Source organism: Cypionkella sp., assembly GCF_034376685.1.
In the GTDB taxonomy this organism is placed as follows: domain Bacteria; phylum Pseudomonadota; class Alphaproteobacteria; order Rhodobacterales; family Rhodobacteraceae; genus Cypionkella.
Map to the genome: position 1 here is coordinate 22,620 of NZ_JAXMJJ010000067.1, position 24,532 is coordinate 47,151.

The following is a 24,532-nucleotide window of genomic DNA, read 5'->3' on the forward strand; positions in this document are numbered from 1 at the left end:
TGCGCTCACCGTGCCTGATGCCGCCATAAGCGCATCAGTGCCTCGCAGTTGCATTACCATTCTGCCGCACCCAACGCCACGTCGCGGCGGTAATCGCACGGCGGCACAACTGAACCTGTCGCCTCAATTTCACGCATCGCACATCGCTCAGAACGCCCAAAGCATACTATCGCCCGCCAAATAAGATGCAGTTAAGAATCCTATTGACAGAGACAATCGCCATGCAAGATACATCACAGCATCTTAATGGCAGCAAGGCATGACCGTGAACCGACACCCATCTCCAAACCAGCCGGGTTTGTTTCGCAACGGGCAGATGCCCCTGCCCCCAGAATTGCATCTCGAACAATGGAGCCGAACATGAAGAAACCAACCCCAACTCGCCTTGCACGACTCGGTGCCGTCTGTCTGACGCTCACCAGTACGGCGATGGCCACCAACGCGGCGGCTCAAGACCGCATGATCTTCGGCCTAGGGGCCGCCAATGGCCCCGAGTATCAAGGGTCCGACACAACAAGCACCAAGGCCATCCCGCTGATCGACATCGCCCGCGGGCCCTTTTTCATCAACCTGCGCAATGGTATCGGTATCAGCCCGCTAGAGTATGGCGACTTCAAGTTCGGGGCGAGCGTCGTCTACCTTCCCGGTTTCGATCTGCGCTACGCGCTCGGTGAAGTCTCCGGCAGCGCAGGTGCCCGCCTGTTTACAGACTGGCAAAGCGGTGACGTCAATGCCACGTTTGGCCTCACCAAAGCTGTGTCCGGCGACCTGAAAGGCACGCTTGCGGATGCGAGCCTGTCCTACCGCTACAACGTGACGCCCAAACTCACGCTGATCCCGGTCATCGGAACCACCTGGTCGGATGGCGATTACAACCAGAGCTATTTCGGCGTCACACCGACGCAGGCGACGCGTTCAGACATCGACTCCTTCACGCCCGGTAGCGGGTTCAAGGATGTCTCGATCGGGCTGACCGCAAACTACCGGGTCACCGAGCGTGTCAACCTGACGGCCTCGGCGACGATGTCCAAGTTGCTTGGCGACGCACAGGACAGCCCAATCGTCTTCGACGATACACAAAGCTTCGGCTTCATAGGGCTTTCCTATCGTTTCGGTGGATAGGGCACCATTGTCCGCCGCAGTGCGACGCTGAGAGCATACCATGTGTGTCGCCCAGCCGCAGTTATAGAACCAAAAGCACGCGTCCGGTAACGCCCCGGCTTTCCAGCATGGCATGGGCACGGGCCGCCTCGGCCAATGGCACTGTCGCATAATGCGGTGCGGTCATGCTACCATCTTGCACCCAGCCAGCGAGGGCCGCGACGGCATGTCGAAGGGCGGGGCCGTCGAGCGTTTCCGACGAGTATCCTGTCAAGGTGATCGGTCGGATCAGCTCCCAAAGGTCGAGGCGCACATCACTTCCCCCCACAGCACCGACAAGCGCCAGAACGCCACCGGGCCTCGCGCAAATGCCATGGTCAAAGGTGGCCCCGGCCGCTGTTCGATGGCCGCCTTTTGGAAGTGCTGCCAGGCCACGCCACCGCTACCGTCAGCATCCACGCCCTCTGGCCCGAGACACGTCATCTGGCCCGAGACACGTCATCTGCTGGCACGTGTCCTCCATGTGGTCGATGTTTTGACACTGCGCGGATGTCACGGGCAGTTGTGACTACATTGCACTCGAATGACCCTTTTTAGACTTCGCTACCGCGGGCAACGCCTCACAATGCGCCGCTTTGAGCGGGGTGTTTCCTTGGCATGTTATTAAAAGTGCATTGCCACCAGCACCCGCCGAGCTTGGTATATGCACCAGCAAGAACACTGGCAGGGCTGGCTGACCGCTTATGACGGGCCGGGGCCTATGGCCGCAATGAATGGGCCAGCTGTGACGCGAAGTTCATCTGGAACCACATTCAATGCGCCCCGATGCTGTTCTGGCTGGCTGAGACGCTAGGACTACCAGAAGCCGATCTGGACCGCGCCTATCAAAACATCCTAGCCGCACCCAGTCGCAACGCCTCACAATGCGCCGCTCAGCGCAGAGTGGTTCCTTGGGAAGTCATTGAAGCCGCACTGCCGCCAGCACCGCGAAGGGCGCCGATAGCCAAGCTAAAGGCTCTTGTGGCCCGCATCACGCGAAAATCCGATAAACTGACATAGAGTCGGCAAATGAAGCTGGCCTAAGCGTTTTTCTATGATGGGTCGGTAGATGATTACATCTCGAAAATTCTGAATTATTCAATGATTTCAAGGATATTTGGCGGATCGATAGGGATTCGAACCCTAGAGACGGTTCCCCGCCTACACACTTTCCAGGCGTGCGCCTTCGACCACTCGGCCACCGATCCGTTGCGGGGTGTTTAGCCTGCAACTGCGGCGGGGCGCAAGGGGGGGAGATTTGGTTTTCTTGGCGATTTCGTCAGATTTTCCGCCCCTCTGCATCCGGGCCTAGTCAATCAGCAGCAAGGACACCCGACGGTTTTGTTTGCCTTTGTTTTCAATCTTGCCGATCTCGACCCGACCGATCTCGGCAGTGCGGGCGACATGGGTGCCGCCGCAGGGCTGCAGATCAACCTGCGCCTCGCCCTGCCCGATCCGCACCAGACGAATGCGGCCCTGCCCCATTGGTGGGCTGACCGACATTGTTTTGATAAGCTGCGGATTCGCCAGCAATTCGGCATCGCTGATCCACGATTCCGTGATCGGAAGATCACGCTCGATCAACAGGTTAAGCGCGGCGTTGAGGGCGGCCACATCTTGCGGTGGCTCTGGCATCATGAAGTCGAGACGGCCTTTGTCGGCACCGATCTGTCCGCCCGTCACCGGCAACGGGATCACCACCGAGAGCAAATGCAGCGCGGTATGCACCCGCATATGGCGGTGGCGGCGGTGCCAGTCGAGGCGCTGGGTGATTTTACTACCGACCGGCGGCAAGGCGGTGGCCTCGGCAGGCACCAGGGCTATCAGCCCGCCTTCGACCTTCACCGCAGTGGCAATCGGCATCCTGCCGCCGGACCACGCGATCAGGCCGCTGTCACCGGGCTGCCCGCCCGCTGTGGCGTAAAAGATCGAGGCATCCAGCACGATGCCGCCCTCCGGCGTATGGGCCAGCACGGCGGCCTCGGCCTCGCGCAGATAGGCGTCGTCGCGAAACAGCAGATGCGTGGTCATACGCCAGTGTCCTTGGCTTTTGGGCGGCTTTTAGGGGCGGCGTCCGGCTCGGCCAAAAACACAGCAACAGCGTCCAATGCGGCTTGTTCCTCGGCCTTGGCTTCGGCATCCGCCGCAGCCTCATCCGCCAGCCGCTTCAGATAATCGCGATGGGCGTTCGAGAACAGGATACCCTCGGCCCGGAAACGCTCGGCAATCTGGTGGTTGATCTCGGACCGCACGGCGACCTGAAAATTGATGTCGCGGATGATCATGCGGATCTCGAAATTCATCAGCTCAGCCGTGAAGCCCATCAGCGCAATAACCGGCGGTGGCGTCAAAATCGCCAGAGGCTGCGCCTCGACGATCTCCCGCAGGATCGCCTCGACCAGGCGGCTGTCCGAGGTGAACGGCACCGAAACCGGCACGATTACCCGGCCCGACAGATTGAACCGCGTCCAGTTCGTCACCCGCCCGGTGATCAGATCCGAGTTCGGCACGATCACGTCAGAGCGGTCAAAGGTCTGGATCCGGGTCGAGCGCACCGAGATCGCCTTGACGATGCCGGACGTGGTGCCAACCTCGATCCAGTCGCCCTCAGACACCGGACGCTCCACCAACAAGATCACGCCTGACACGAAGTTCGACACAATCGTCTGCAGGCCAAAACCGATGCCCACCGACAGGGCCGACGCCACCAAGGCGAAGCCCGACAGATCAATCCCCGCCGCGTTGATCGCCAGCAGCGCCGACAGAAAGATCCCGGCATAGCCCACGCCTGACACGACAGCATTCTGGCCGCCCTGATCCAGCGAGGTGCGCGGCAGGATCGAAGATTTCAGCCCACCCTGCAACAGCCGGGTCACCGCATAACAGATCGCGAATACCGCCGCGAGGATCAGGAAGCTGGTCGGCGAAATCCGCACCCCGCCCAGCGAAACGCCGCTGCGGAACGAACCCCACAACTCCACCAGATCGACCACCCGCGCGCCCCAGATCAGGGCCAGCAACGGCAGCGCCGCAAGCGCAATCACGAACCCGGCCAGCAGCGGCATCAGCGCATCGTGGCGCGCCTCAGGCGCGCGGGTGAAGGTGACGTAAAGCTCGGCCACAAAGCCTTGCAGAACCACCAGCATCGCAAACAGCGACAGCGTGTTGATCGCAGGCCAGATCAGCGCGTTTGCCGCACTGACATAGCCGATCACGCCCAGCGTCGGGGCGATCACCGCGATGGCGATGGCGGCAGAAGACACCCAATACACCAGGGTCGAGCGGAACGCCGCATCCGCGTCGCCCTGCCCCGCCGCGCTTTGGCGCCGCAAGATCTGGCCCAGCCGAAACAGCGCCAGCGCCGCGAAGATCTGCAATGGCACGACCAGCACCGAAATCGCCGCATCGGTCGCCTGCGCCACCTGCTGTGCGCGATCTGCCGCGATGTTGCTGGCCGATCCGCCCAGAAAATTGGCCGCGCGCGGCACGATCCACGCCGCCACCAGATCGTAAAGCGCCACAGACACGCCCAGCAGCACCGCTTGCAGACGGCCCTCTGTGCGGCCTTCCACGCCAAAGCCAAGCGCACTTTCCTGCGCAGGGTCGGCCGGAAAAATCCGGTTCGCCAGCCAGCGCGTCAGGAAGATCACCAGCACCACAGCCGGCAAGGTTTCGAACAGCGACAGGATGATCGGACCAAACAGCGAGGTGCGCTCCAGCGCCATCCACAGCAGGATCGCCCCCGCCACCGGCAGCACCACCTGCCCCAGCGAGACAAAACCCGAGATCAGGTTGCGCCCGCGCATATGGGTCTTGGTCAGCAGCCAATAGGTCAGCCGCCGCATCCAATGCCCGCCCCGCACCAGCAGGATCATCGCGGCCAGCAGCAGCCCCACAATCAGCGGCGCGTTGTCGCGCAACTGATCGACGTTCATCGGCCGGGTGAAACGCCAGCGGGTTTCATCCCAGATCCACTGCCCCATCCAGCGAAACATCGACACCGCAGGCGGCCAGTTCACCGGATTGACCGCAGAGGGCGACAGACGCAGCAGTTTGTCGGCCTGACGTTCGCGGATCAGCTTGTCTATCGCGCCGATAGTGCTGTCCGCGCGGGTGGAGGACTCGGCGGCGGTCAGCACGGGCACTTGCAGCTTGGCCAGCGCGTCGTTCAGATCAACCCGCCGCTTGGCAATGCTCGGATCCTCGGTCTGACCCTCGGTCGGCGTCGGACCAAGCGCTGCAATCTGGTTTTTGACCGTGGCGATCTGGTCCGCATTCACCCCCTGCGCAGCGGTGAACGTAGAGCGCCACTTCACCATTTCGGCGCGCATACTGCTCAGCCGCTCATCACTGACCTCGGCTTTGGCGACCAGATCTTCGGTCTGCGACACAATGCTGTCAAAGGCTTTGTAATCGCTTTCCGCAGGCGCGTCTTGCGCCAGAACGGCCCCAGTCTGCGCCAGCGTTGCCAGCAGCAGCGCCAGAACTAGCAGACCCCTGCGCAACATCAAGCCAATCATGCGTCTTCAAACACCGTCGGGATATTCGACGGCGCACGGTCCAGCCATTGCGGCACCGGCAACCCCTTTTCCTTCAGGAACGCCGGGTTATACAGCTTGGACTGATAGCGGTTGCCATAGTCGCACAGGATGGTGACGATGGTATGCCCCGGCCCCATTTCGCGCGCCATCCGCACCGCCCCTGCGATGTTGATACCGGACGAGCCGCCCAGACAAATCCCCTCATCCTCCAGCATTTCAAAGCACAGGGGCAGCGCCTCGGCATCTGGGATGCGATAGCTGAAATCCGGGGTGAAGCCTTCCAGATTGGCGGTAATCCGGCCCTGCCCGATGCCTTCGGTGATCGACGTGCCGGGCGCATCGAACTTGCCGGTGGTGTAGAACGCGTGCAGCGCAGCACCTTCCGGGTCGGCCAGACCGATCTTCACGCCCTTCGGCTGCAACGCCATGCCGACGCCCGCCAAAGTGCCACCAGAGCCCACCGCACAGATGAAGCCATCCACCTTGCCGCCGGTCTGCTCCCAGATCTCGGGGCCGGTGGTCTCGATATGGCTCAGCCGGTTGGCGACATTGTCAAACTGATTGGCCCAGATCGCGCCGTTCGGCTCGGTCCGCGCCAAAGCCTCGGCCAGACGGCCCGAATAACGCACATAGTTGTTCGGGTTCTTATACGGGGCCGCTGGCACCTGCACCAATTCAGCACCCGCCAGCCGCAGCATGTCTTTTTTCTCTTGGCTCTGCGTCTCAGGGATCACGATCACGGTGCGAAACCCCATGCTGGCCCCGACCAGCGCCAAACCAATCCCGGTGTTGCCCGCCGTGCCTTCGACAATCGTGCCGCCGGGCTTCAACTGGCCTTTGGCGACCGCATCGCGGATCATATACAGCGCCGCGCGATCCTTCACCGACTGACCGGGATTGAGAAACTCGCATTTGCCCAAAATCGTGCAACCGGTGATCTCAGACGCCCGTTTCAGCTTCAAAAGCGGGGTGTTGCCAATCGTGTCAGCCAGGTCACTGTGAATCCGCATCGGGTCCATCCTTTATACCGTTGCCAAAGGAATAGGCGAGCGCACAGGCAAACTCAAGCGCAGCCCCACCGAAAAGGAAATCCGCGCGGCTTGTGCAAGCGGCGTTGAACCGCGTTCCAGCAATCCCCCGCCAGCCCAAACAATCCCCACCCATGGGCTTTCATACTGGCTTAAATATTCCCGCCGGAGGCTTCGACGCCTCCGATAAGCGCTGCCATCAGGCGCTCTACCGCATGCCTCAGCAATCGGCCCGCACATGCAGCATATGGGACGCAGCGCCCGCCGCATTGGACACCAGCGCATTGTAAGCCGGATCAAACCCCACCCAACGGCAGGTCTGCGCGACAGCCAAAGCCTGCTGTGCCATTGCCGCACGTTGTGCGACCGAAAGGTTCAACTGGTGGCCGCAGAGGCCTTCATCAATCGCGCCAATCGTGCAGATCGCCAACCGGCCGTTTTTACCATTGTAAACCTCTGGTCCCATGATCGAGCGCAGCGTGTAGACATCCACCCCCTGCAATGCCGCTTCCCTCTGCCAATCCGCCTCAGACACCCCCGCCCCGCCAGCGGGCGATGCCCAAGCGAACATGAACATCAGCGGCGTCAAACCGTCATTCTGGCGGGTAAGCTCTGGGCCTTTCATCCATGTCACGCGATACGGCCCCACAATCGCTTCGGTCTTGCTGCCAGCGCCGAAATTACCAGAACCCGCTCCGACGCAAGCGGCAAGCAACCCCAACGCACCCAAACCAAGCGCCCGCATCCACAGTCTCCGCATACTAAACTCCTACAATCCCACCATTTCACGGGCCATATAGCCCTGCGCCACTGGCCCCCACAACTTCTAACAAGACATTAACGCCGAAAACCAACCCCTTGATAATACGGCACAACCCTATCGGTCCACGCGCGGACCACAAAAGAAAAGGGCGAAGCCTTCCAGCCTCGCCCCCCATCTTTTTCTAAAATCGGCTTCAGATCACTTAAACAACCCGTCCGCCTTCAGACCCGCATAGCACTCATCCAACGAGGTCTTGGCCCGCGCGATCAACACGTCGATTTCTTCCGGCGTGATCACCAAAGGCGGCGCGATGATCATCCGATCCCCAACATGCCGCATGATCAGATTGTTGGCAAAGCAACGCTCGCGGCAGCGATAGCCGACCGTCCCGGTATCGCTGGAAAACTTCGCCCGCTTCTCTTTGTTCGGGGTCAAGGCAATCGAGCCCATCAACCCCACCAGCTGCGCATCCCCCACCATCGGATGATCCGCCAGTGCTTCCCATTTCGCTTTCAAATAGGGATGCGCCACATCGCGGACATGCTCGACGATCTTCTCTTCCTGCATGATCCGCAGGTTCTCCAACGCCACCGCCGCCGCGACCGGATGGCCGGAATAGGTGTAGCCGTGGTTGAACTCATCCGAACCCAGCACCGCCGCCACCTCATCACAGACAATTGAGCCGCCAATCGGCTGATAGCCCGAGCTGAGCCCCTTCGCGATCGTCATGATATGCGGCTTGATGCCAAAGGTCTGGCTGCCAAACCAATTCCCAGTGCGACCAAACCCGGTGATCACCTCATCCGCGATCAGCAGGATGCCGTATTTGTCGACGATACGCTGGATTTCCGGCCAGTAGGTCGACGGCGGCACGATCACCCCACCCGCGCCCTGAATAGGCTCGCCGATGAAGGCCGCGACGTTTTCGACGCCAAGGTTCAGGATCATCTTTTCCAATTCCTGCGCCCGCATCAGCCCGAAAGCCTCGGGCGTCATATCGCCACCCTGATCCCAATAGTTCGGCTCGCCGATATGGACCACGCCCGCAATCTTGCCACCATGGGCATGGATGCCTGACATGCCGCCCAAAGACCCGCCACCGATGGTCGAGCCGTGATAGCCGTTGGTCCGCGCGATGATGATGCGCTTTTCCGGCTGGCCCTTGATATCCCAATAGCGCCGCACCAGACGGATGTTGGTGTCATTGGCTTCCGAGCCCGAACCGGCAAAGAACGTGTGGTTCATGCCTTCTGGGGCCAGTTCGGCGATCTTGGCGGCCAAAGCGATGGCCGGCACATGGCTGGTCTGGAAGAAGGTGTTGTAATAGGCCAGCTCATCCATCTGCCGCTTGGCCACTTCGCCCAGTTCCGGGCGGCCATAGCCGATGTTGACGCACCACAGCCCCGCCATGCCATCGATGATCTTGTTGCCTTCCGAGTCGGTCAACCAGACACCCTTGCCCTGCGTCATGATCCGCGCGCCTTTTTTACCAAGGGCGGCGTTGGCGGTGAACGGGTGCATGTGGTGGGCTGCATCCAGCGCCTGAAGTTCAGCCGTCGGCATGTGGTTGGTGATTTTGTTCATCGCATGACCCTCTTGATACGCGCGGGCCATGCCGATTCCGGTGGCCTTTGGATCAGGATATGATCAAACGCAGCGGGGTTCAAGAAATTTGATCAAATTATTGCAGGACGCAGAGAACCGGCTAAATCTCACCGCGCTGCAAGGCCGCGCGCACCTGATCAACGCCTTGGCCAATATCGCGGTGAATCGCTGCGGCCACACCAGCAGCATCGCCCGAACGCATCGCCGCAAGCGCCTCTTTGTGGCTGTCCGGCAGGCTGGTCGCCCCGGATTTTGACGACACCACCCGCAGGCTTGGGCCAAAGCGCAGCCAGAGCGAGCGTGCCATATCCAGCAGAACCCCCGGTCCCGCCGCCTCATACAGCGCGAAATGGAAGGCATGGTTGTTTTGCAGATAGGCCGAGACATCATCGGCACGGATCGCGGCATCAACGCGGGCGTCAATCGCCGTCAAACGCTCGATTAGCGCAGGCGACACCGCCGCCGCCGCCAGTTCCGCCAGACGCGGCTCGATGGTCAGTCGCGCGAAGGCCACTTGCGCCAGATCCGAGGCGGTAAGACGCGGCACCGTCACGCGGCGGTTGCCCTGCGGCAGCAGCGCCCCCTCGGCGGCCAGTCGGCGGATCGCTTCGCGCACCGGAGTCATCCCGGTCACCAGCCCAGCGGTCAGGCCCTGAATCGTCACCGGTTGACCGGGTTCCAGCACGCCAAACAGGATCATGTCGCGCAGGCGGGCGTAGGTGACCTCATGGGTCGGGATTTTACGGGCGTCTTCGGTCATGCGGCCTGCACTCATTGATCTGACCGCCGTTTATGACGGCAATGGGCCATGTTGCAAGCCCGCCGTTTGTCACGCCGTGGGATGATAGCCAAAATGGGTGAAATCGGCACTCCAGCCCTGCCCGGTCAAATCATAGGCCACCATGCCCACGAAAGCCCCAGTGAACGAGGCATGCTCGCCGCGCCCGCCTTCATCCGAGATCACCGACGCGTCGAGCACAGGGCCAAGCGGTTGCGGCGCGCCATCTTGCGCCCAGAAGAACTGCTGGGTGGCGCGGTCAACTTTGACCGACAGCGTGATCGGACCATCGGGCACCGGCACGGGATCGGTGAAGGTCAAAGCCTCGGTCGTGTCGCCAATGCACGAGACGATGCGGGCACAGCGACCGATCTGAGGCTCATGCGTGATCAAAGCGGCGTGGAATTTGTGGCGGTTGTAATAGGTGGTCAGCCCCGCCGCGCGTTGCCAGTTTGGCGGATCGGCGAGGATAGTGGTCTCGGCGCGATAGGCCTGATCTTCTTGGCGGCGGGCAACAAGCGCTTGCTCAAACCAGCTGCCCAAGCTTTCGCGGCCAGTCAGGCGCAAGGCTTGCCCGGTCATCTGAAAAATCCGCGCAGGATACGGGGTGCGCAGCCATTGGAATTCAGGCGGCAGAGTGGTGGTCAGATCATGCACGGTCGACGGCCCCGCCACGCGGGCAGGCCCCGGCAAGGTGGCAGGCGGCACCAGCCCGCCGCCTTCAAGGTAAAGCCAATCCTCGACCCAGACGCATTTCGCCAGCCCGGTCTCACGTCCCGTTGCACAGAACGCGCCATGCGGCCCCTGCACGGGTCGGCCACACAGATAGCTGTGAAAGGCCTCGCCCTCGGGTGTCTCAAAATATTGGCCGTGGCCAACCCGCTGGATCGGATTGCCGGGGGCAAAGCGCGCGGTCATCAGGTGCTGATTGGGATGAGTCTCATACGGGCCGAAGATCGAGCGCGACCGCGCCATCGTCACCGCATGATCATAGCCGGTGCCGCCCTCGGCGGTGGTCAGGTAATACCAACCATTGCGCTTGAAGAGATGCGGCGCTTCGGTCAAGCCCAGCGTGGTGCCGGTGTAGATCGTGGCAACCTCGCCCAGCAGGCCCTGTGCGGGATGCCATTCCTGCAGCTCAATCCCGTCAAAGCGATCCTGCGCGGGGTTCAACCCGCTGCCTTTGGGCCGATGGTTCCAGCGCATGTTGCTGAACCATTTGCGGCCATCGTCGTCGTGAAACAGCGACGGATCAAACCCCGACGAGGTGACATAGATCGGGTCCGACCAATCGCCGTCAATCGTCTCGGATGTGACGATGTAGTTGTGGGCATCCTTGAACGCGCCGTCGAGGCGTTTTACATCGGTATAGACCAGCCAGAACCTGCCATCGGCATGGCTGAGGCACGGCGCCCAGATGCCGCAACTGTCCGGGTTGCCACGCATATCCAACTGGCTGGCACGGTTCAAAGGCCGCGCCACCAGCCGCCAATTCACCAGATCACGGGAGTGGTGGATTTGCACGCCGGGATACCATTCAAAGGTTGAGGTGGCGATGTAGTAATCGCCCCCCACCCGACAGATCGAGGGATCGGCATTGAAGCCACGCAACACCGGGTTCTCGATCATGGGCATCCTCTGTGCAAAAATATCCCACGGGGGTGCGGGGGTGTGAAACCCCCGCATCGTTTATCGCAGCAAAGCCCACGCCTGATCCGGCCCCAAAGCCGCAGGCCGGGTGCAGGTCGTGGTCAGGGTGATGAACTCGCCCGTCTCGCCAGACCGCAAAGCCGCCGTCATCACATCAACGCCGTGCAAGGTCCGTTCCAGCGAGCAGCGCGCATCGCGCCCCTCAGTGATCGCCAGCACCATATCCGCCATGCCTGCAGTGCGGTAATTCGCCTGATCCTCGCCGCGATGGCCCTGCTGGTTGACGATGCCGAAAGGATGATCCCAAGCCTGAACCGTGTGCAGCACGCCATCGCGCCCGGCCATTTCCAGCGGCCCGCCGAAGAAGTTCGGGTCGGGGACATAGAGCGTGCCCTCGGTTCCGTAGAGTTCGAAATGGTTACGCTTGTGGTGCCAAACGTCCCAAGACGCCGAAAAGCTGATCGTGGCACCCGAGTGGAACTCCAGCAACGCCTGAATGTTGCTGGGGGTTTTCACCGCAATCTCTTGCCCCGCCTTGTCACCCGACCCGATCACCCGCGTGGGCGTCGCCGCCGACGTCAGCGCCCCCACTCGGCGCACCGGGCCGAGCAGGTTGATCAGATTGGCGATGTAATACGGGCCCATATCCATGATCGGGCCCGCGCCGGGCAGATAGAAGAAATCGGGCGACGGGTGCCAGCTTTCCGGGCCGTGGCCTTGGATCGCGGCACAGCCTGTGGTGATGGTCCCCAGCTTGCCCTCGTCAATCAAGGCGCGGGCCTGCTGATGGGTGCCGCCCAAGAACGTATCGGGGGCGCAGCCAACAGCCAAACCCTTGCTGGCAGCCAGATCGCGCAAAGCCACGCCTTCGGCCAGCGTCAGCACCAGCGGCTTTTCCGAATAGGCGTGTTTACCCGCCTCCAGAATCCGCTTGGTCACCGCATAATGCGCGTCGGGGATGGTCAGGTTGATCACCACATCGACGTCATTATTCGCCAGCAGATCATCAACTGACTGCGCCTTGACGCCAAATTCCGCCGCCCGCGCCTGCGCGGTGGCCATGTTCATATCGGCCACCGCCCGCACTTCCAGCCCTTTGAACAAAGGTGCCAGCCGCAGGTACGAGGTCGAGATATTGCCGCATCCGATGATGCCAATGCCCAGATTTGCCATGATATATCCTTACAGCTTTTCCGCCGAAGCCAGCGAGCGGCGTGCAAAGCGCGCGTGGTCTGCGGGGTTGTCATGCTCCATCACGAAATTCGTGACGCCAATTTTGCGCAGCGCGGGCAGGATCGCCGTCCAATCCACCACCCCATAGCCGAGATCGGCCCAGCCATCTTCGGCCAGATTCTCACCCTTGGCCGCGATGTCTTTGACATGGGCTGCGACGATGCGGGACTTGTGATCGGCAATCCACGCCAACGGGTCGGCACCCCCGCGCACCACCCAAGCCACGTCCATCTCCCACGCCAGATCCGGGCCACCTTCGAACAAAGCGGTTTGCGGGATCGCGCCGTCTGCGGTTTTCACAAATTCAAAGTCGTGGTTGTGCCAGCCGAATTTCAACCCGGCATCGCGGATCGGCCCGCCTGCCTTCTGCAACCGCGCGCCCAGATCGTGCCAGCCTTTGCCGGTCGTCGGGCGCTCATCCGGGTGGATCCACGGCACGATCACCTGTTCCATGCCCAAGGTCTTGGCCACTTTGATCGCCCAATCCGGGGTATCCTCGACCTGTGACAGCCCAAAATGCCCGGAAGGCATCTTCAGCCCACAGGCGTGCAGACCCGCGTGCAGATCGCTCAGGCCCGCTTGATCGGCATAAAGCCCGCCGAAGCCTTCGACGGCGCGGTAGCCGGTTGCGGCCAGCATCTCCAAGGTTTTCGCCAAGGGCGGGAAGTTGCGCGAGGAATAGAGTTGATAGCTGAACATAAGTGCCTCCTCAGGCAGTCGGACCATAGGTCGCGGAATGAAGGTCTCGGATGGTGAAACGGGGCTCCACGCCAGATTGCGCGGGGGTGAAGGTGATGGTGTCGGGGTAGCCGGGGAACAGCGTCACGGCGTTGTGCGAGAACCGCCCCGGCAGGTCGGATTCCACCGCGACGAACAGCGCGAGGGCCTCGGCAGAGAGGGTGATTTCGTAGTGGCTATTGATCTTCTGAACCTGATGCGTCAGATGCGCAGGCAAAAGATCGTAGTGTTTGTAAGGCTTTGGCGCGAACGTATCGCCGGAAATCAGCGTGTCACCGTCTGACCATGTATAGGCCAGCATCTCTTGCACACCGAGATCGGCAGCGTCGATTTTCAGAGCGAGAACAGCGGTTTCGCCGACGTTTACCGTGGCTTCTGCCAAGTCGCGAATGCTGCCATCCATCGCCACAGCCAGCGCCTTCACCGTCACCTTCAGCGCAGGCCCGTCATTCACCGCACGCAATTCGATGCCACCGTCGACAGGAACCGCCGAAACCAGCACCGTTTGGAAAAACTGTTTCGCCATATGGTGCAAAAGCTTCCAGCCGCCGCCGTGATCAAGGCTGGACCACGAGCACACCGGCCAAGTGTCGTTCAACTGCCAGATCAGCGCCCCCATGCAATGCGGTTTCAGACTGCGCCAATGCGTGACGGCGGTTTTGATTGCCAATCCCTGCTGAACTTGGCTAAGGTAGACGAAATTCTCAAAATCCACCGGGAAGCGGAAATAGCGGAACATGGTTTCCGCAATCCGCGCATTGCCACCGGCGTTTTTCTGATGGCTCTCCATCACCGGGGCGGCGATGTTGAAATCCTTGGAGTCCGCGAAGCGGCGGATCACATCCATGCTGGGGTAGCTTTGGAAGCCAAATTCCGAGCAGAATCTTGGGCTTACATCGCGGTAGTGGTCGAAATCGCGGCCCTCATGCCAGACCGACCAGAAGTGCATGTCGCCCTTGCTATCATCATGCCAAGCATCGCCGAAATCCATCGGGCCGGGGCTGGGGCTGGACGGCCACCACACCGCATCCGGCACCGCAGCTTTCAACGCGGCTTCGATCGTGCGGTTCAGCCGATCATAGCCGACCAGATACAAATCCCGATTGGCACGGGTTTCGGGAAACCACGTCAGCGCCCCGATCAACTCATTGTCGCCGCACCACAGCACCAGACTGGCGTGGTGGTGCAGGCGCTTGGCTTGCTCGGTGACCTCAATCGTCACGTCATTCAGGAAGGCCGCATCGGCGGGATAGATATGGCAGGAGAACATGAAATCCTGCCAGACCATCAGGCCCAACTCATCGCACAGGTCGTAGAACCAATCCGGCTCGTAGCGCCCACCGCCCCAGACACGGATCATGTTCATGTTGGCATCCACCGCCGATTGCAGCAGATCGCGGGTGGCTTCCGGCGTAATCCGGCCTGACAAGGCATCCTGCGGGATCCAGTTCGCGCCCTTGGCAAAGATATCGCGGCCATTGATGCGGAATTTGAAACCCAGCCCTGCCGCGTCTTTGACATTGACCAAGGCGGCATCGCGCAGACCGATACGGCGGGTCAAGACCTGATCGCCAAAGCCGATCACTAGATCATGCAGCGGCTGTGCGCCCTGCCCCGCTGGCCACCACAAAGCCGGGTTTTCCACCACCAGCGCCGCCGCAGCCTGCCCGCGCTGCACTTTGGCTTGTGCGCTGACCCCACACAGGGCGAAGGACACATCTGCGCCCTCGGCCTCACCTTCCAGCTCTGCCGTCACCGTCACCACCGCGCGATGGGCCGCATGCGATTGCGCAACCCCGACCGCCGCGATGCGCGCCTGCACCAATGGTTCCAGATAAAAGTCGCCATAAACCCCGAAACTGCCCAGCGCGATGTTCCAATCCCAACCGAAATCGCAGGACGGCTTGCGCAGCATGTTTCCGTTATGGATCGGGGTGTTATTGGCAGAGAACGGCACGAAATACGGCTGTGCGGCTTGGCGCTTGGCAGCCTCCAGCTCGGGCGAGCGGAAGGTGATCGCGATGTCATTCGCACCCAGCCGAAGCACGGCAGACAGATCAACGCGGTAGCTGCGGAACATGCTGTCCGAGGCCAGCACCGTCACCCCGTTCACCGCGATTTCGGCCACCGTGTCCAGCATCGACACCACCAACGCCAGATCGCTGCGACTGACGTTAAAGCTGCGTTTCGCCACCCAATCGCGGCCACAAATCCAGCGCAGATCGTATTCGTTGCGGCCCCAATAGGGATCGGCAATCGCGCCCGCTGCATGAAGCGCGCTGACGCCATCCCCCGGCAAAGCGAAGGCGACAGAATATGCACCGCTTTCGTCAGAAAGCGTCCAGCCTTCGGCCAAATCCATCATCTTAGACCCGTTGTTCGCTCACTGTGTCGAAGATCGACGCCTTTGAGATATCCACCTTCAGATGCACCGGCGTGCCTGCCGCCATCCGCCGCTCCACGGGAACACGCACCGACATTTTCACCCCGCCCTCAGCCTCCAGCCAGACCAGACTGTCTGCGCCCATCGGCTCGTCAATCTCCACTACCGCCGGAATCGTGAGGCCCGGTTCGGCGTGGTCCTGAATCTGCAGATGCTCGGGGCGCAACCCAAGGATCGCTTTCGGGCGGTCCAAAATCGCACCGCCCTCATAGCCGGCAAGGTTGATCTTGGTGCTGGCGAATTGGAATGCCGTCCCGCCATCCGTCGTCGCCCCATGCAGGAAGTTCATCGACGGGCTACCGATGAAACCGGCCACGAACAGGTTCGACGGGCGGTTGTAAATTTCCTGCGGCGCGGCAAGCTGTTGGATCAGGCCACCGCGCATCACCGCAATGCGGTCGGCCAGCGTCAAAGCCTCAATCTGGTCATGGGTCACATAAACCATCGTGTTGTTCAACCGGCTGTGCAAGCGCTTGATTTCCACACGCAATTCGCTGCGCAGCTTGGCGTCCAAATTCGACAATGGCTCGTCAAACAGGAACACATCAACGTCGCGCACCAAGGCCCGCCCGATCGCCACCCGCTGGCGCTGACCGCCTGACAAAGCCGCAGGCTTGCGGTCCAACAACGGTTCAATCTGCAAAATCCCAGCCGCCCGCGCGATGCGTTTGTCGATTTCGTCCTTCGGCATCTTGGCGTTTTTCAAACCAAACGACAGGTTTCCGCGCACCGTCATCTGCGGGTACAAAGCATAGCTCTGGAACACCATGCCGATGCCGCGCTCACTGGGTTCGGCCCAAGTAACGTTCTTGCCCTTGATCCAGATTTCACCGTCGGTGATATCCAACAACCCCGCCAAGCAGTTCAGCAAGGTCGATTTCCCGCAGCCCGACGGCCCCAGCAGCACGATAAACTCGCCCTCTGCCACGTCGATATTCATGTTTTTCAGCACCGAAACCGAACCGAAATTCAAGCTCAGGTCTTTAACTTGGATGGAATGGGTCATGTGTCAGCCTTTCACGGCGCCAGCAGCAATGCCGCGAACAAAGAGTTTGCCAGAGACGAAGTAGATGAACAGCGGCACAAAGCCCGTCAGCAGCGTTGCCGCCATGTTGACGTTGTATTCCTTGACGCCCTGCACCGAGTTGACGATGTTGTTCAACTGCACCGTCATCGGGTAGATCTCGGGCTTGGTGAACACCACGCCGAACAGGAAGTCATTCCAGATCCCGGTGATTTGCAGGATCAGCGCCACCACGAAAATCGGCAGGCTCATCGGCACCATGATCTGAAAGTAGATCCGCCAGAACCCAGCGCCATCAACGCGGGCGGCTTTGAACAACTCTTCCGGCAAGCTGCTGAAATAGTTGCGAAACAGCAGGGTCAGGATCGGCATGCCGAAGATGGTATGCACAAGGATCAGACCGTAAAGCGTGCCGTAAATCCCCAACTCACGCAGCAGGATCACGATGGGATAAAGCATGATCTGATAGGGAATGAAGCTGCCGAAAATCAGGATGGTAAAGAACACTTCACTGCCCTTGAACCGCCAGTTCACCAGCGCATAGCCGTTCACCGAGGCCACGATGATCGAGATGATCACCGAAGGCACCGTGATCATCACCGAGTTCCAGAAGCCCCTTGAAAGCCCGTCACAGTTCAACCCGGTGCAAGCCTCGGACCAAGCCTTGACCCAAGGCTGAAAGGTGATCTCGACCGGCGGCGCAAAGATATTGCCCATGCGGATTTCCGGCATGCCTTTCAGCGAGGTCATCACCATCACCCAAAGCGGCAGCAGGTAGTAAATCGAGACCACGAACAAGATGCCGTAAAGCATGATATTTGCGCCAGAGAACCGCCGTTTCGGCTTGGCACCGCGCGGCTGAACGGCCGTCATTGCTCCAAGCGGCGGCGTGAGTGTTGCAGCATCAGCCATGCTTTTTGCCTCCGAATTCCAGATAGGCCCAGGGGATCAGCACAATCAGCACCGACAACAGCATCATCGTGCTGGCGGCAAAGCCTTGGCCAAGGTTCTGCGCGGTGAACATGTAGCGATAGACATACATCGCAGGCACTTGGCTGGCATTGCCCGGCCCACCCGAGGTTTGCGCCACCACCAGATCGTAAAGCTTGATGATGCCCGCCGCGACGATGACCAACGTGGTGATAAACACCGGGCGCATCATCGGGATCACGACAAAAATATAGGTTTTCCACTTTGGAATGCCGTCAACGCGGGAGGCTTTCCAGATATCTTCGTCAATGCCGCGCAGGCCGGCCAGCATCAGGCACATGGTAAAACCAGTGCCCTGCCACAGCCCCGCAATCAGCAGGCCATAGAGCACGGTATTGGGGTTGTGCAGCGGATCGAAGGTGAAGGTTTCAAACCCCATCCGGCGCACCACCTCTTGAATCCCCATCTCGGGGTTCAAAATCCATTGCCAGACCAGCCCGGTGACGATGAACGACAGCGCGAAGGGATACAGCATGATGGTGCGGAAGGTGTCTTCAAATCGGATTTTCTGATCCAGCAGCACCGCCAGCACGAACCCCATCACAATGGTGAAAACCAGCGACATCACGCCATAAAACGCCAAATTCCAGATCGCGGCATTCCACAGATCATTCGACCAAAGCCGCCGATACTGATCAAGGCCGACGAACTCCCAGCGTGGTAACAGCTTGGAATTGGTGAACGAATACAGCACCGTCCACAATGTGCCGCCGAGAAACACCACCAGCGTGGTCAGCACCATCGGCACCGCCGCCACCTTGGCATTCAGGTTGCGAAACAGCCGCAGCCCCCTTGGATGTCCTGCCATACCCGGAATTCTCCCCGCAAATGTCCATGCACCGGTTAAAAAAGCGCCGCCCGAACCGACCGGACGGCGCTTTTTGCCGCGAAGGGCTTAAAGCCCGGTTTTCAGGATCTCGACATAACGCGCCTGAGCATCTTCCGGGGTCATGTCGCCGCTCCAGAATTCGCTTTGCATGTCGGCAAGCTGGGTCTGCACATCCGGCGACCAGACCTGATCGCCTGCGGGCACGACATTGCCGGATTTCAGGATCTCAAGGCCCTTCTTCATGCAGTCATTGGCCGAAGACATATCAATGTCGCCGCGGATCGGCAGCGAGCCTTTCTTCAGGTTGAAAGCCACCTGCACTTCCGGGCTGACCAACACAGCGGCCAGACGTTTCTGTGCAGCTTCCTGCTCGGGATCGGCCAGTTTCGGGAAGTAGAACGCGTCGCCCCCGGTCGAGAGATAGGCGTTCAGCCCCAGACCCGGCAGGCAGGTGTAATCCGTGCCCGCAACCTTGCCAGCCACGGCAAACTCGCCCTGCGCCCAGTCGCCCATGATCTGACCAGCCGCATCACCGTTGATCACCATGTTGGTGGCCTGGTTCCAGTCTTGCACCGTCGATTTCGTCGCCAGCTTACGCGCCTCGGCTGTCGCCTGGAACACGGCGAGCATTTCCGGGCCAGCGGCCGCGTCCATGTCTTTATCGACATTGACCTTCTTCCACAGATCCAAGCCGCCAACACCCACGGTGATCGCGTTGAACGCGAGGTTCGACTGCCAGGCCTGACGACCCAGCGCCAACGGGATCTTGCCAGCGGCTTCAACCTGCGGCGCAGAGGCTACAAATTCGGTCCAGTTCGTCGGCACTGGGATGCCGAGATCTTCGTAAATCTTGTTATTGATCCACAGCCATTCCGGCGAGTGGATGTTCATTGGCGCACAGTAGACCTTGCCATCAATCGTGCAGCCATCCAGCAGCGAGACCGGATTGACCACTTCGCGCCACTTGTTGGCCTCGGCCACATCGGTCAGATCCAGCATCATGCCGGCCTGCACCAGTTCCAGTGCTTGCTGGCCGTGGTTGAACTGCGTCGCCGCCATCGGATCGCCGCCGGTGATCCGCGAGATCATCACAGGGCGGGCCGTATCGCCGCCGCCCGCAATCGCGCCATCCACCCATTTGTCACCCGAGGCGTCAAACGCCTTGGCAAGCTCGGCCACCGCCGCCGCTTCGCCGCCCGATGTCCACCAATGCGTCACTTCCAGATCGGTCGCAAGCGCCGCCTGCGGCAAAGCAACCGACAACAACAGGCCAGCGGCCAGTTTCCAATTCTTCATATGATCCTCCCAGATCGTTAGGCTTTCGCGGTTTCTATATCGTTATAGTCGATCCTATAACGTTATAGTTTTTCCAATCAAGCAATCTTTTCGCTTGTCGGTTGTAAATTTCTGGGCCTTGATTGGGGGTGGCATCTGTCGATGTTCCAGCTTTTCACCCTGCTCTGCGTCACGGCCCGTGTTACAGGAAGTCTCTGAAATTATGGGCAAGTTGCGACCTGCGTGCAGGGTCTCAGAAAGGGGCGTCGCATCCCGTTTGCAAGGGTAGGCGCCGAATCACAGGGCTGGAAGAATGCGCGGATTGCCGCCAAAAGAGGCCGCAGGCTTCGGGAATGGATGAGATGACAGAATCACCGCTGCCCTTGGTCGGGGCGGAACGGCCCACGCTGAAAACCATCGCCGCCGCCACTGGGCTTGCGATTGCCACGGTCAGCCGGGCGCTGAAAGACGCACCGGATATTGGCGAGGAAACCAAACGCCGAGTCCGCGAAACCGCCCTGCGTCTTGGCTACCGCCAGAACCGCGCAGCTGTGCGTTTGCGCACCGGAAAGACCAATGTCATCGCCCTGCTGCTGTCGACCGAATCCGATGTGATGAACCACACCTCAAAGCTTTTGTATTCCATCGCCGATGCCCTGCGCGGCACCGCTTATCATCTGGTGGTGATGCCGTTCTTCCGCGATCAGGACCCGATGGACCCGGTGCGCTATATTGTAGAGACCGAAAGCGCCGACGGTATCATCCTCAATCAGACCAAGCCGGACGATCCGCGCATCCGCTATCTGGCCGAGCATCACATCCCCTTCGCCACGCATGGCCGCACCGATATGGGCTTTGAGCACCCGTATTTCGACTATGACAATGAAACCTTCGGGCGTCTTGCCGTGCAGGCCTTGGCTGAACGGCAGCGCCGCCATGTCTATATCATCGCCCCACCACGCAATCACATGTATGCCCGCCATATGATCATGGGGGCCAGTCAGGAAGCCGCCGCGCGGGGCATGCGGTTTGAATTGGCCGAAGGTGTCACCTCGGACAGTTCCGCCGATGATATCGAAACAGCCGTCGCCCAGCGCTTTTCCGACACAGCACCGGATGCGATCATCGCAGGCTCCACCACCTCGGCGATTGCGGCGGTGGCCGGGGCAGAACGTGCGGGCCTGCAAATCGGCAAAAATCTGGATGTCGTCTCAAAAGAAGCCATCCGCCTGTTGCACCGTTTTCGCAAAGAGATGATCGTGGTGCAGGAGGATGTGGGCCGCGCTGGCAGCTTTCTGGCCCGCGCGCTGATCGCGGCGATAGAGGGGCGCGCGCCGGATGAAGGACAAGCATTGGAAGTGCCGCAAGCGTCGGACTTCCGCACGGGAAACTAGGGAGAGACCATGAAGACGATCAAAGGCCCAGCGCTGTTTCTGGCGCAATTCGCAGGCGATGCCGCGCCATTCAACAGCTTCGATTCGATCACCAAATGGGCCGCCGACTGCGGCTACAAGGGCGTGCAGGTGCCGTCCTGGGATGCGCGGCTGATTGATCTGGACAAAGCCGCCAGCTCGAAAACCTATTGCGACGAATTGAAGGGGATTGCCGCCGCGAATGGTGTCGAGATCACCGAGCTTTCCACCCACCTGCAAGGCCAACTCGTCGCCGTCCATCCCGCCTATGACACCCAGTTTGATGGCTTCGCTGCCCCAGAAGTGCGCGGCAATCCGAAAGCCCGGCAGGCTTGGGCGGTGGATCAGGTCAGCAAGGCGCTGACCGCCAGCAAGAACCTTGGCCTCACCGCACATGCCACCTTCTCGGGTGCCTTGGCTTGGCCTTACCTTTATCCGTGGCCGCAGCGCCCCGCCGGTCTGGTCGAGGAAGCCTTTGACGAACTCGCCCGCCGCTGGACTCCGCTTTTGAACCACGCCGACGCCTGCGGCATTGATCTGGCCTATGAAATTCACCCCGGCGAAGACCTGCATGATGGTGTGTCGTTTGAGATGTTTCTGGAGCGTGTGAACAACCACCCCCGTGCCAACATGCTGTATGATCCCAGCCACTATGTGCTGCAACACCTTGATTATCTTGAGCATATCGATATCTACCACGAACGCATCAAGATGTTCCACGTCAAGGATGCCGAGTTGAACCCGACAGGCCGCCAAGGCGTTTACGGTGGCTTCCAGTCTTGGGTCAACCGCGCGGGCCGCTTCCGCTCGGTAGGCGATGGGCAGGTTGATTTCAGCGGCATCTTCTCAAAACTGACACAACACGGCTTTGATGGCTGGGCGGTGGTGGAATGGGAATGCTGCATCAAGCACCCGGAAGACGGCGCGCGCGAAGGCGCGGCTTACGTCGCCAAACACCTGATCCGCGTGACTGAGAAGGCGTTTGACGATTTTGCCGATGCAGGCACCGACCGCGCCGCCAACCGCCGGATGCTGGGGCTCGACTAAGCCTTGATCACCATCGGCATCAACCTGCTGCTGTGGACAGCCAAGCTGCGGCGCGATCATGCGCCGCTTTTGGCACAGTTGCCGGGCTTGGGCTATCAGGGGGTCGAGGTGCCGTTCTTCAGCGGCAGCTTGGCAGAGGCTGCCGAAGCCGGGCAAATCGTGCGCGATGCGGGCCTGATCCCGGCGATGATCGGCAGCCTGCCCGATGCCGCGCACAACCCGCTGTCAGACGATCCAACCTGCGCCGCAGCGGGCCGCGATCATCTGCGCTGGTTGGTCGATTGCGCGCAGGCAATGGGGGCGGTCTCTATCGCGGGGCCGTTCACCCAGCCGCTTGGCCTGTTCAGCGGACAAGGCCCGACCCAGGCCGAATGGGCGCGTCTGGTCTCTGCGCATCAGGCGATGGCCGATCACGCTGGCCCCGATCTGGCGCTGATGGTCGAGCCGCTCAACCGGTTTGAATGCTATATCCTGAACACCGCCCGCGATGCCGCCCGGCTGGTGGCCGAGGTAGATCGCCCGAACTACCGCTATCTCTACGACAGCTTTCACGCCCATATCGAAGAGCAAAATCCGGTCGCAGCGCTTGTGCAAACCCTGCCCGCCGTTGGGCATGTGCATATCTCGGAAAATGACCGCGGCACGCCGGGGCGCGGCCATGCGGCGCTGATGCCGACCCTGCACGCGTTGCGCGATGCTGCGTTTAGCGGCTGGGTCTCGGTCGAAGCCTTTGGGCAAGCCCTGCCCGACCTCGCCGCCGCCACCCGCGTGTGGCGTCCGCTGTTCACCTCAGAAATCGAACTTGCCACCGAGGCCATTGCGCTGATCCGCGCCGGTCTCGCCAGATAGAAAGGACATCTTATGGCCATCACTGCAGCCCATACCGCCCGCGCTCCCCGCATCCGTCTTGGCATGGTCGGCGGCGGACGCGGCGCGTTCATCGGTGCCGTTCACCGCATCGCCAGCCGGATCGACGACCAATATGAACTGGTAGCAGGCGCGTTTTCGTCTGACCCCGAACGCTCTGCCGCGTCTGCCGCCGATCTTGGCGTGGCGCGCAGCTACGGTTCATACGCGGAAATGGCGCAGAAAGAAGCCCGGCGCAAAGACGGCATCGAGGCCGTCGCCATCGTCACCCCCAACCACATGCACGCCCCTGTCGCGCTGGAGTTTCTGAAGCGCGGAATCCATGTGATCTGCGACAAACCCCTGACCGCAACTTTGCCCGAGGCGAAAAAGCTGGCCAAAGCCGCCGAAGCCTCAGGCGTGGTCTTCGCGCTGACCCATAACTACACCGGCTACCCGATGATCCGGCAGGCCAAGGCGATGGTCGCGGCGGGCGATCTGGGCGAGATCCGTCTGGTGCAGGTCGAATACGCGCAAGACTGGCTGGCCCATGAAGTTGAGGGCAGCAAGCAAGCCGATTGGCGCACCGACCCTGCCCGCTCCGGCGCAGGCGGGGCCACAGGCGACATCGGCACACATGCGTTCAATCTGGCCAATTTCGTCAGCGGCCTGACCCTGTCGGAACTTGCAGCCGACCTGCAAGCCTTCGTCCCCGGTCGCCGCGTCGATGATAACGCCCATGTGCTGATGCGCTACAGCTCTGGCGCGCGCGGCATGTTGTGGTGCAGCCAAGTGGCGTCCGGTCAGGAAAACGGCCTGCGCCTGCGTATCTATGGCACCAAAGCTGGCATCGAATGGGAGCAAGAGAACCCGAACTACCTCTGGGTCACCCCGTTCGGCGCACCGCGCTACCGGCTGACCCGTGGCGGTGCCGGATCAGGCGAAGCCGCCGCCCGCGTCACCCGCGTGCCGCCGGGCCACCCCGAAGGCTATCTCGAAGGCTTCGCCAACATCTACGCCGAAGCCGGTCGCGCCATCATTGCCCGCCGTGATGGCAGCGCCGTTGATGCGGCGGTCAGCTTTCCGGGGCTGAAAGAGGGGTTGGAAGGCGTGGCCTTCGTCGATGCCTGCGTGCGGTCATCGCACAAGAATGGCGCCTGGACCAAACTGGCGCTGTAAGCTTGCAAAAC

The 24,532-nt window shown here is 60.9% G+C and carries 20 protein-coding genes and 1 tRNA gene; 5 read left to right on the forward strand and 16 right to left on the reverse strand.

Features of this window, described 5'->3' with window-relative positions; all coding sequences use genetic code 11:
- Positions 1-360 precede the first annotated feature (360 nt).
- A complete protein-coding gene (locus U1A24_RS13100; RefSeq protein ID WP_322322419.1) occupies positions 361-1,122 on the forward strand; it encodes a MipA/OmpV family protein in 762 nt (253 codons plus the stop codon).
- Positions 1,123-1,183: 61 nt separating this feature from the next.
- On the opposite strand, the gene U1A24_RS13105 is transcribed toward U1A24_RS13100, so the two are convergent.
- The 16 genes from U1A24_RS13105 to U1A24_RS13180 form a co-directional block, all read right to left on the reverse strand.
- Positions 1,184-1,531 (reverse strand): zinc-binding dehydrogenase, encoded by a 348-nt coding sequence (locus tag U1A24_RS13105; RefSeq protein WP_416173493.1) that lies wholly within the window; start codon positions 1,529-1,531, stop codon positions 1,184-1,186.
- A 727-nt stretch (positions 1,532-2,258) separates the two neighbouring features.
- Positions 2,259-2,348: transfer RNA gene (locus U1A24_RS13110), tRNA-Ser, on the reverse strand.
- A gap of 100 nt (positions 2,349-2,448) precedes the next feature.
- Positions 2,449-3,171 (reverse strand): alanyl-tRNA editing protein, encoded by a 723-nt coding sequence (locus U1A24_RS13115; protein ID WP_322322421.1) that lies wholly within the window; start codon positions 3,169-3,171, stop codon positions 2,449-2,451.
- Positions 3,168-5,660 (reverse strand): DUF3772 domain-containing protein, encoded by a 2,493-nt coding sequence (locus tag U1A24_RS13120; RefSeq protein WP_322322422.1) that lies wholly within the window; start codon positions 5,658-5,660, stop codon positions 3,168-3,170. The genes U1A24_RS13115 and U1A24_RS13120 overlap by 4 nt, the downstream gene beginning before the upstream one ends.
- Complete coding sequence (locus U1A24_RS13125; RefSeq protein WP_322322423.1) at positions 5,657-6,691, reverse strand: cysteine synthase A; 1,035 nt, start codon at positions 6,689-6,691, stop codon at positions 5,657-5,659. The genes U1A24_RS13120 and U1A24_RS13125 overlap by 4 nt, the downstream gene beginning before the upstream one ends.
- Before the next feature lie 238 nt (positions 6,692-6,929).
- A complete protein-coding gene (locus tag U1A24_RS13130; protein ID WP_322322424.1) occupies positions 6,930-7,469 on the reverse strand; it encodes a hypothetical protein in 540 nt (179 codons plus the stop codon).
- A gap of 201 nt (positions 7,470-7,670) precedes the next feature.
- Positions 7,671-9,056 (reverse strand): aspartate aminotransferase family protein, encoded by a 1,386-nt coding sequence (locus tag U1A24_RS13135; RefSeq protein ID WP_322322425.1) that lies wholly within the window; start codon positions 9,054-9,056, stop codon positions 7,671-7,673.
- 121 nt (positions 9,057-9,177) lie between these two features.
- Positions 9,178-9,852 carry a GntR family transcriptional regulator gene (locus tag U1A24_RS13140; protein WP_322322426.1) on the reverse strand — a complete coding sequence of 225 codons (675 nt, stop codon included), beginning with the start codon at positions 9,850-9,852 and terminating at the stop codon, positions 9,178-9,180.
- A gap of 54 nt (positions 9,853-9,906) precedes the next feature.
- Positions 9,907-11,484: a glycoside hydrolase family 43 protein gene (locus tag U1A24_RS13145; RefSeq protein WP_322322427.1), complete on the reverse strand. Its 1,578-nt coding sequence runs from the start codon at positions 11,482-11,484 to the stop codon at positions 9,907-9,909.
- Positions 11,485-11,544: 60 nt separating this feature from the next.
- Positions 11,545-12,678 carry a Gfo/Idh/MocA family oxidoreductase gene (locus U1A24_RS13150; RefSeq protein WP_322322428.1) on the reverse strand — a complete coding sequence of 378 codons (1,134 nt, stop codon included), beginning with the start codon at positions 12,676-12,678 and terminating at the stop codon, positions 11,545-11,547.
- A gap of 9 nt (positions 12,679-12,687) precedes the next feature.
- The gene (locus tag U1A24_RS13155) at positions 12,688-13,437 is read right to left on the reverse strand and encodes a sugar phosphate isomerase/epimerase (protein ID WP_322322429.1); all 750 of its coding nucleotides are present in this window, start codon (positions 13,435-13,437) and stop codon (positions 12,688-12,690) included.
- A gap of 10 nt (positions 13,438-13,447) precedes the next feature.
- Positions 13,448-15,838 carry a beta-mannosidase gene (locus tag U1A24_RS13160; RefSeq protein WP_322322430.1) on the reverse strand — a complete coding sequence of 797 codons (2,391 nt, stop codon included), beginning with the start codon at positions 15,836-15,838 and terminating at the stop codon, positions 13,448-13,450.
- 4 nt (positions 15,839-15,842) lie between these two features.
- A complete protein-coding gene (locus U1A24_RS13165; RefSeq protein ID WP_322322431.1) occupies positions 15,843-16,925 on the reverse strand; it encodes a sn-glycerol-3-phosphate ABC transporter ATP-binding protein UgpC in 1,083 nt (360 codons plus the stop codon).
- A gap of 3 nt (positions 16,926-16,928) precedes the next feature.
- Positions 16,929-17,855: a carbohydrate ABC transporter permease gene (locus U1A24_RS13170; RefSeq protein ID WP_416173492.1), complete on the reverse strand. Its 927-nt coding sequence runs from the start codon at positions 17,853-17,855 to the stop codon at positions 16,929-16,931.
- Positions 17,848-18,741 carry a sugar ABC transporter permease gene (locus tag U1A24_RS13175; RefSeq protein ID WP_322322433.1) on the reverse strand — a complete coding sequence of 298 codons (894 nt, stop codon included), beginning with the start codon at positions 18,739-18,741 and terminating at the stop codon, positions 17,848-17,850. Before U1A24_RS13175 ends, U1A24_RS13170 begins: the two co-directional genes overlap by 8 nt.
- A gap of 87 nt (positions 18,742-18,828) precedes the next feature.
- A complete protein-coding gene (locus U1A24_RS13180) occupies positions 18,829-20,058 on the reverse strand; it encodes an ABC transporter substrate-binding protein (protein ID WP_322322434.1) in 1,230 nt (409 codons plus the stop codon).
- A gap of 332 nt (positions 20,059-20,390) precedes the next feature.
- Between U1A24_RS13180 and U1A24_RS13185 the strand changes: the two genes are divergently transcribed.
- From U1A24_RS13185 to U1A24_RS13200, 4 genes are read left to right on the forward strand one after another with little or no spacing between them, the layout of a single operon-like run.
- Positions 20,391-21,431: a LacI family DNA-binding transcriptional regulator gene (locus U1A24_RS13185; RefSeq protein ID WP_322322435.1), complete on the forward strand. Its 1,041-nt coding sequence runs from the start codon at positions 20,391-20,393 to the stop codon at positions 21,429-21,431.
- Between the two features lie 9 nt (positions 21,432-21,440).
- Positions 21,441-22,496 (forward strand): sugar phosphate isomerase/epimerase, encoded by a 1,056-nt coding sequence (locus tag U1A24_RS13190; RefSeq protein ID WP_322322436.1) that lies wholly within the window; start codon positions 21,441-21,443, stop codon positions 22,494-22,496.
- 3 nt (positions 22,497-22,499) lie between these two features.
- A complete protein-coding gene (locus tag U1A24_RS13195) occupies positions 22,500-23,345 on the forward strand; it encodes a sugar phosphate isomerase/epimerase (protein ID WP_322322437.1) in 846 nt (281 codons plus the stop codon).
- Between the two features lie 12 nt (positions 23,346-23,357).
- On the forward strand, positions 23,358-24,521 hold the full coding sequence (locus tag U1A24_RS13200) for a Gfo/Idh/MocA family oxidoreductase (protein ID WP_322322438.1): 1,164 nt from the start codon (positions 23,358-23,360) through the stop codon (positions 24,519-24,521).
- Positions 24,522-24,532 lie beyond the last annotated feature (11 nt).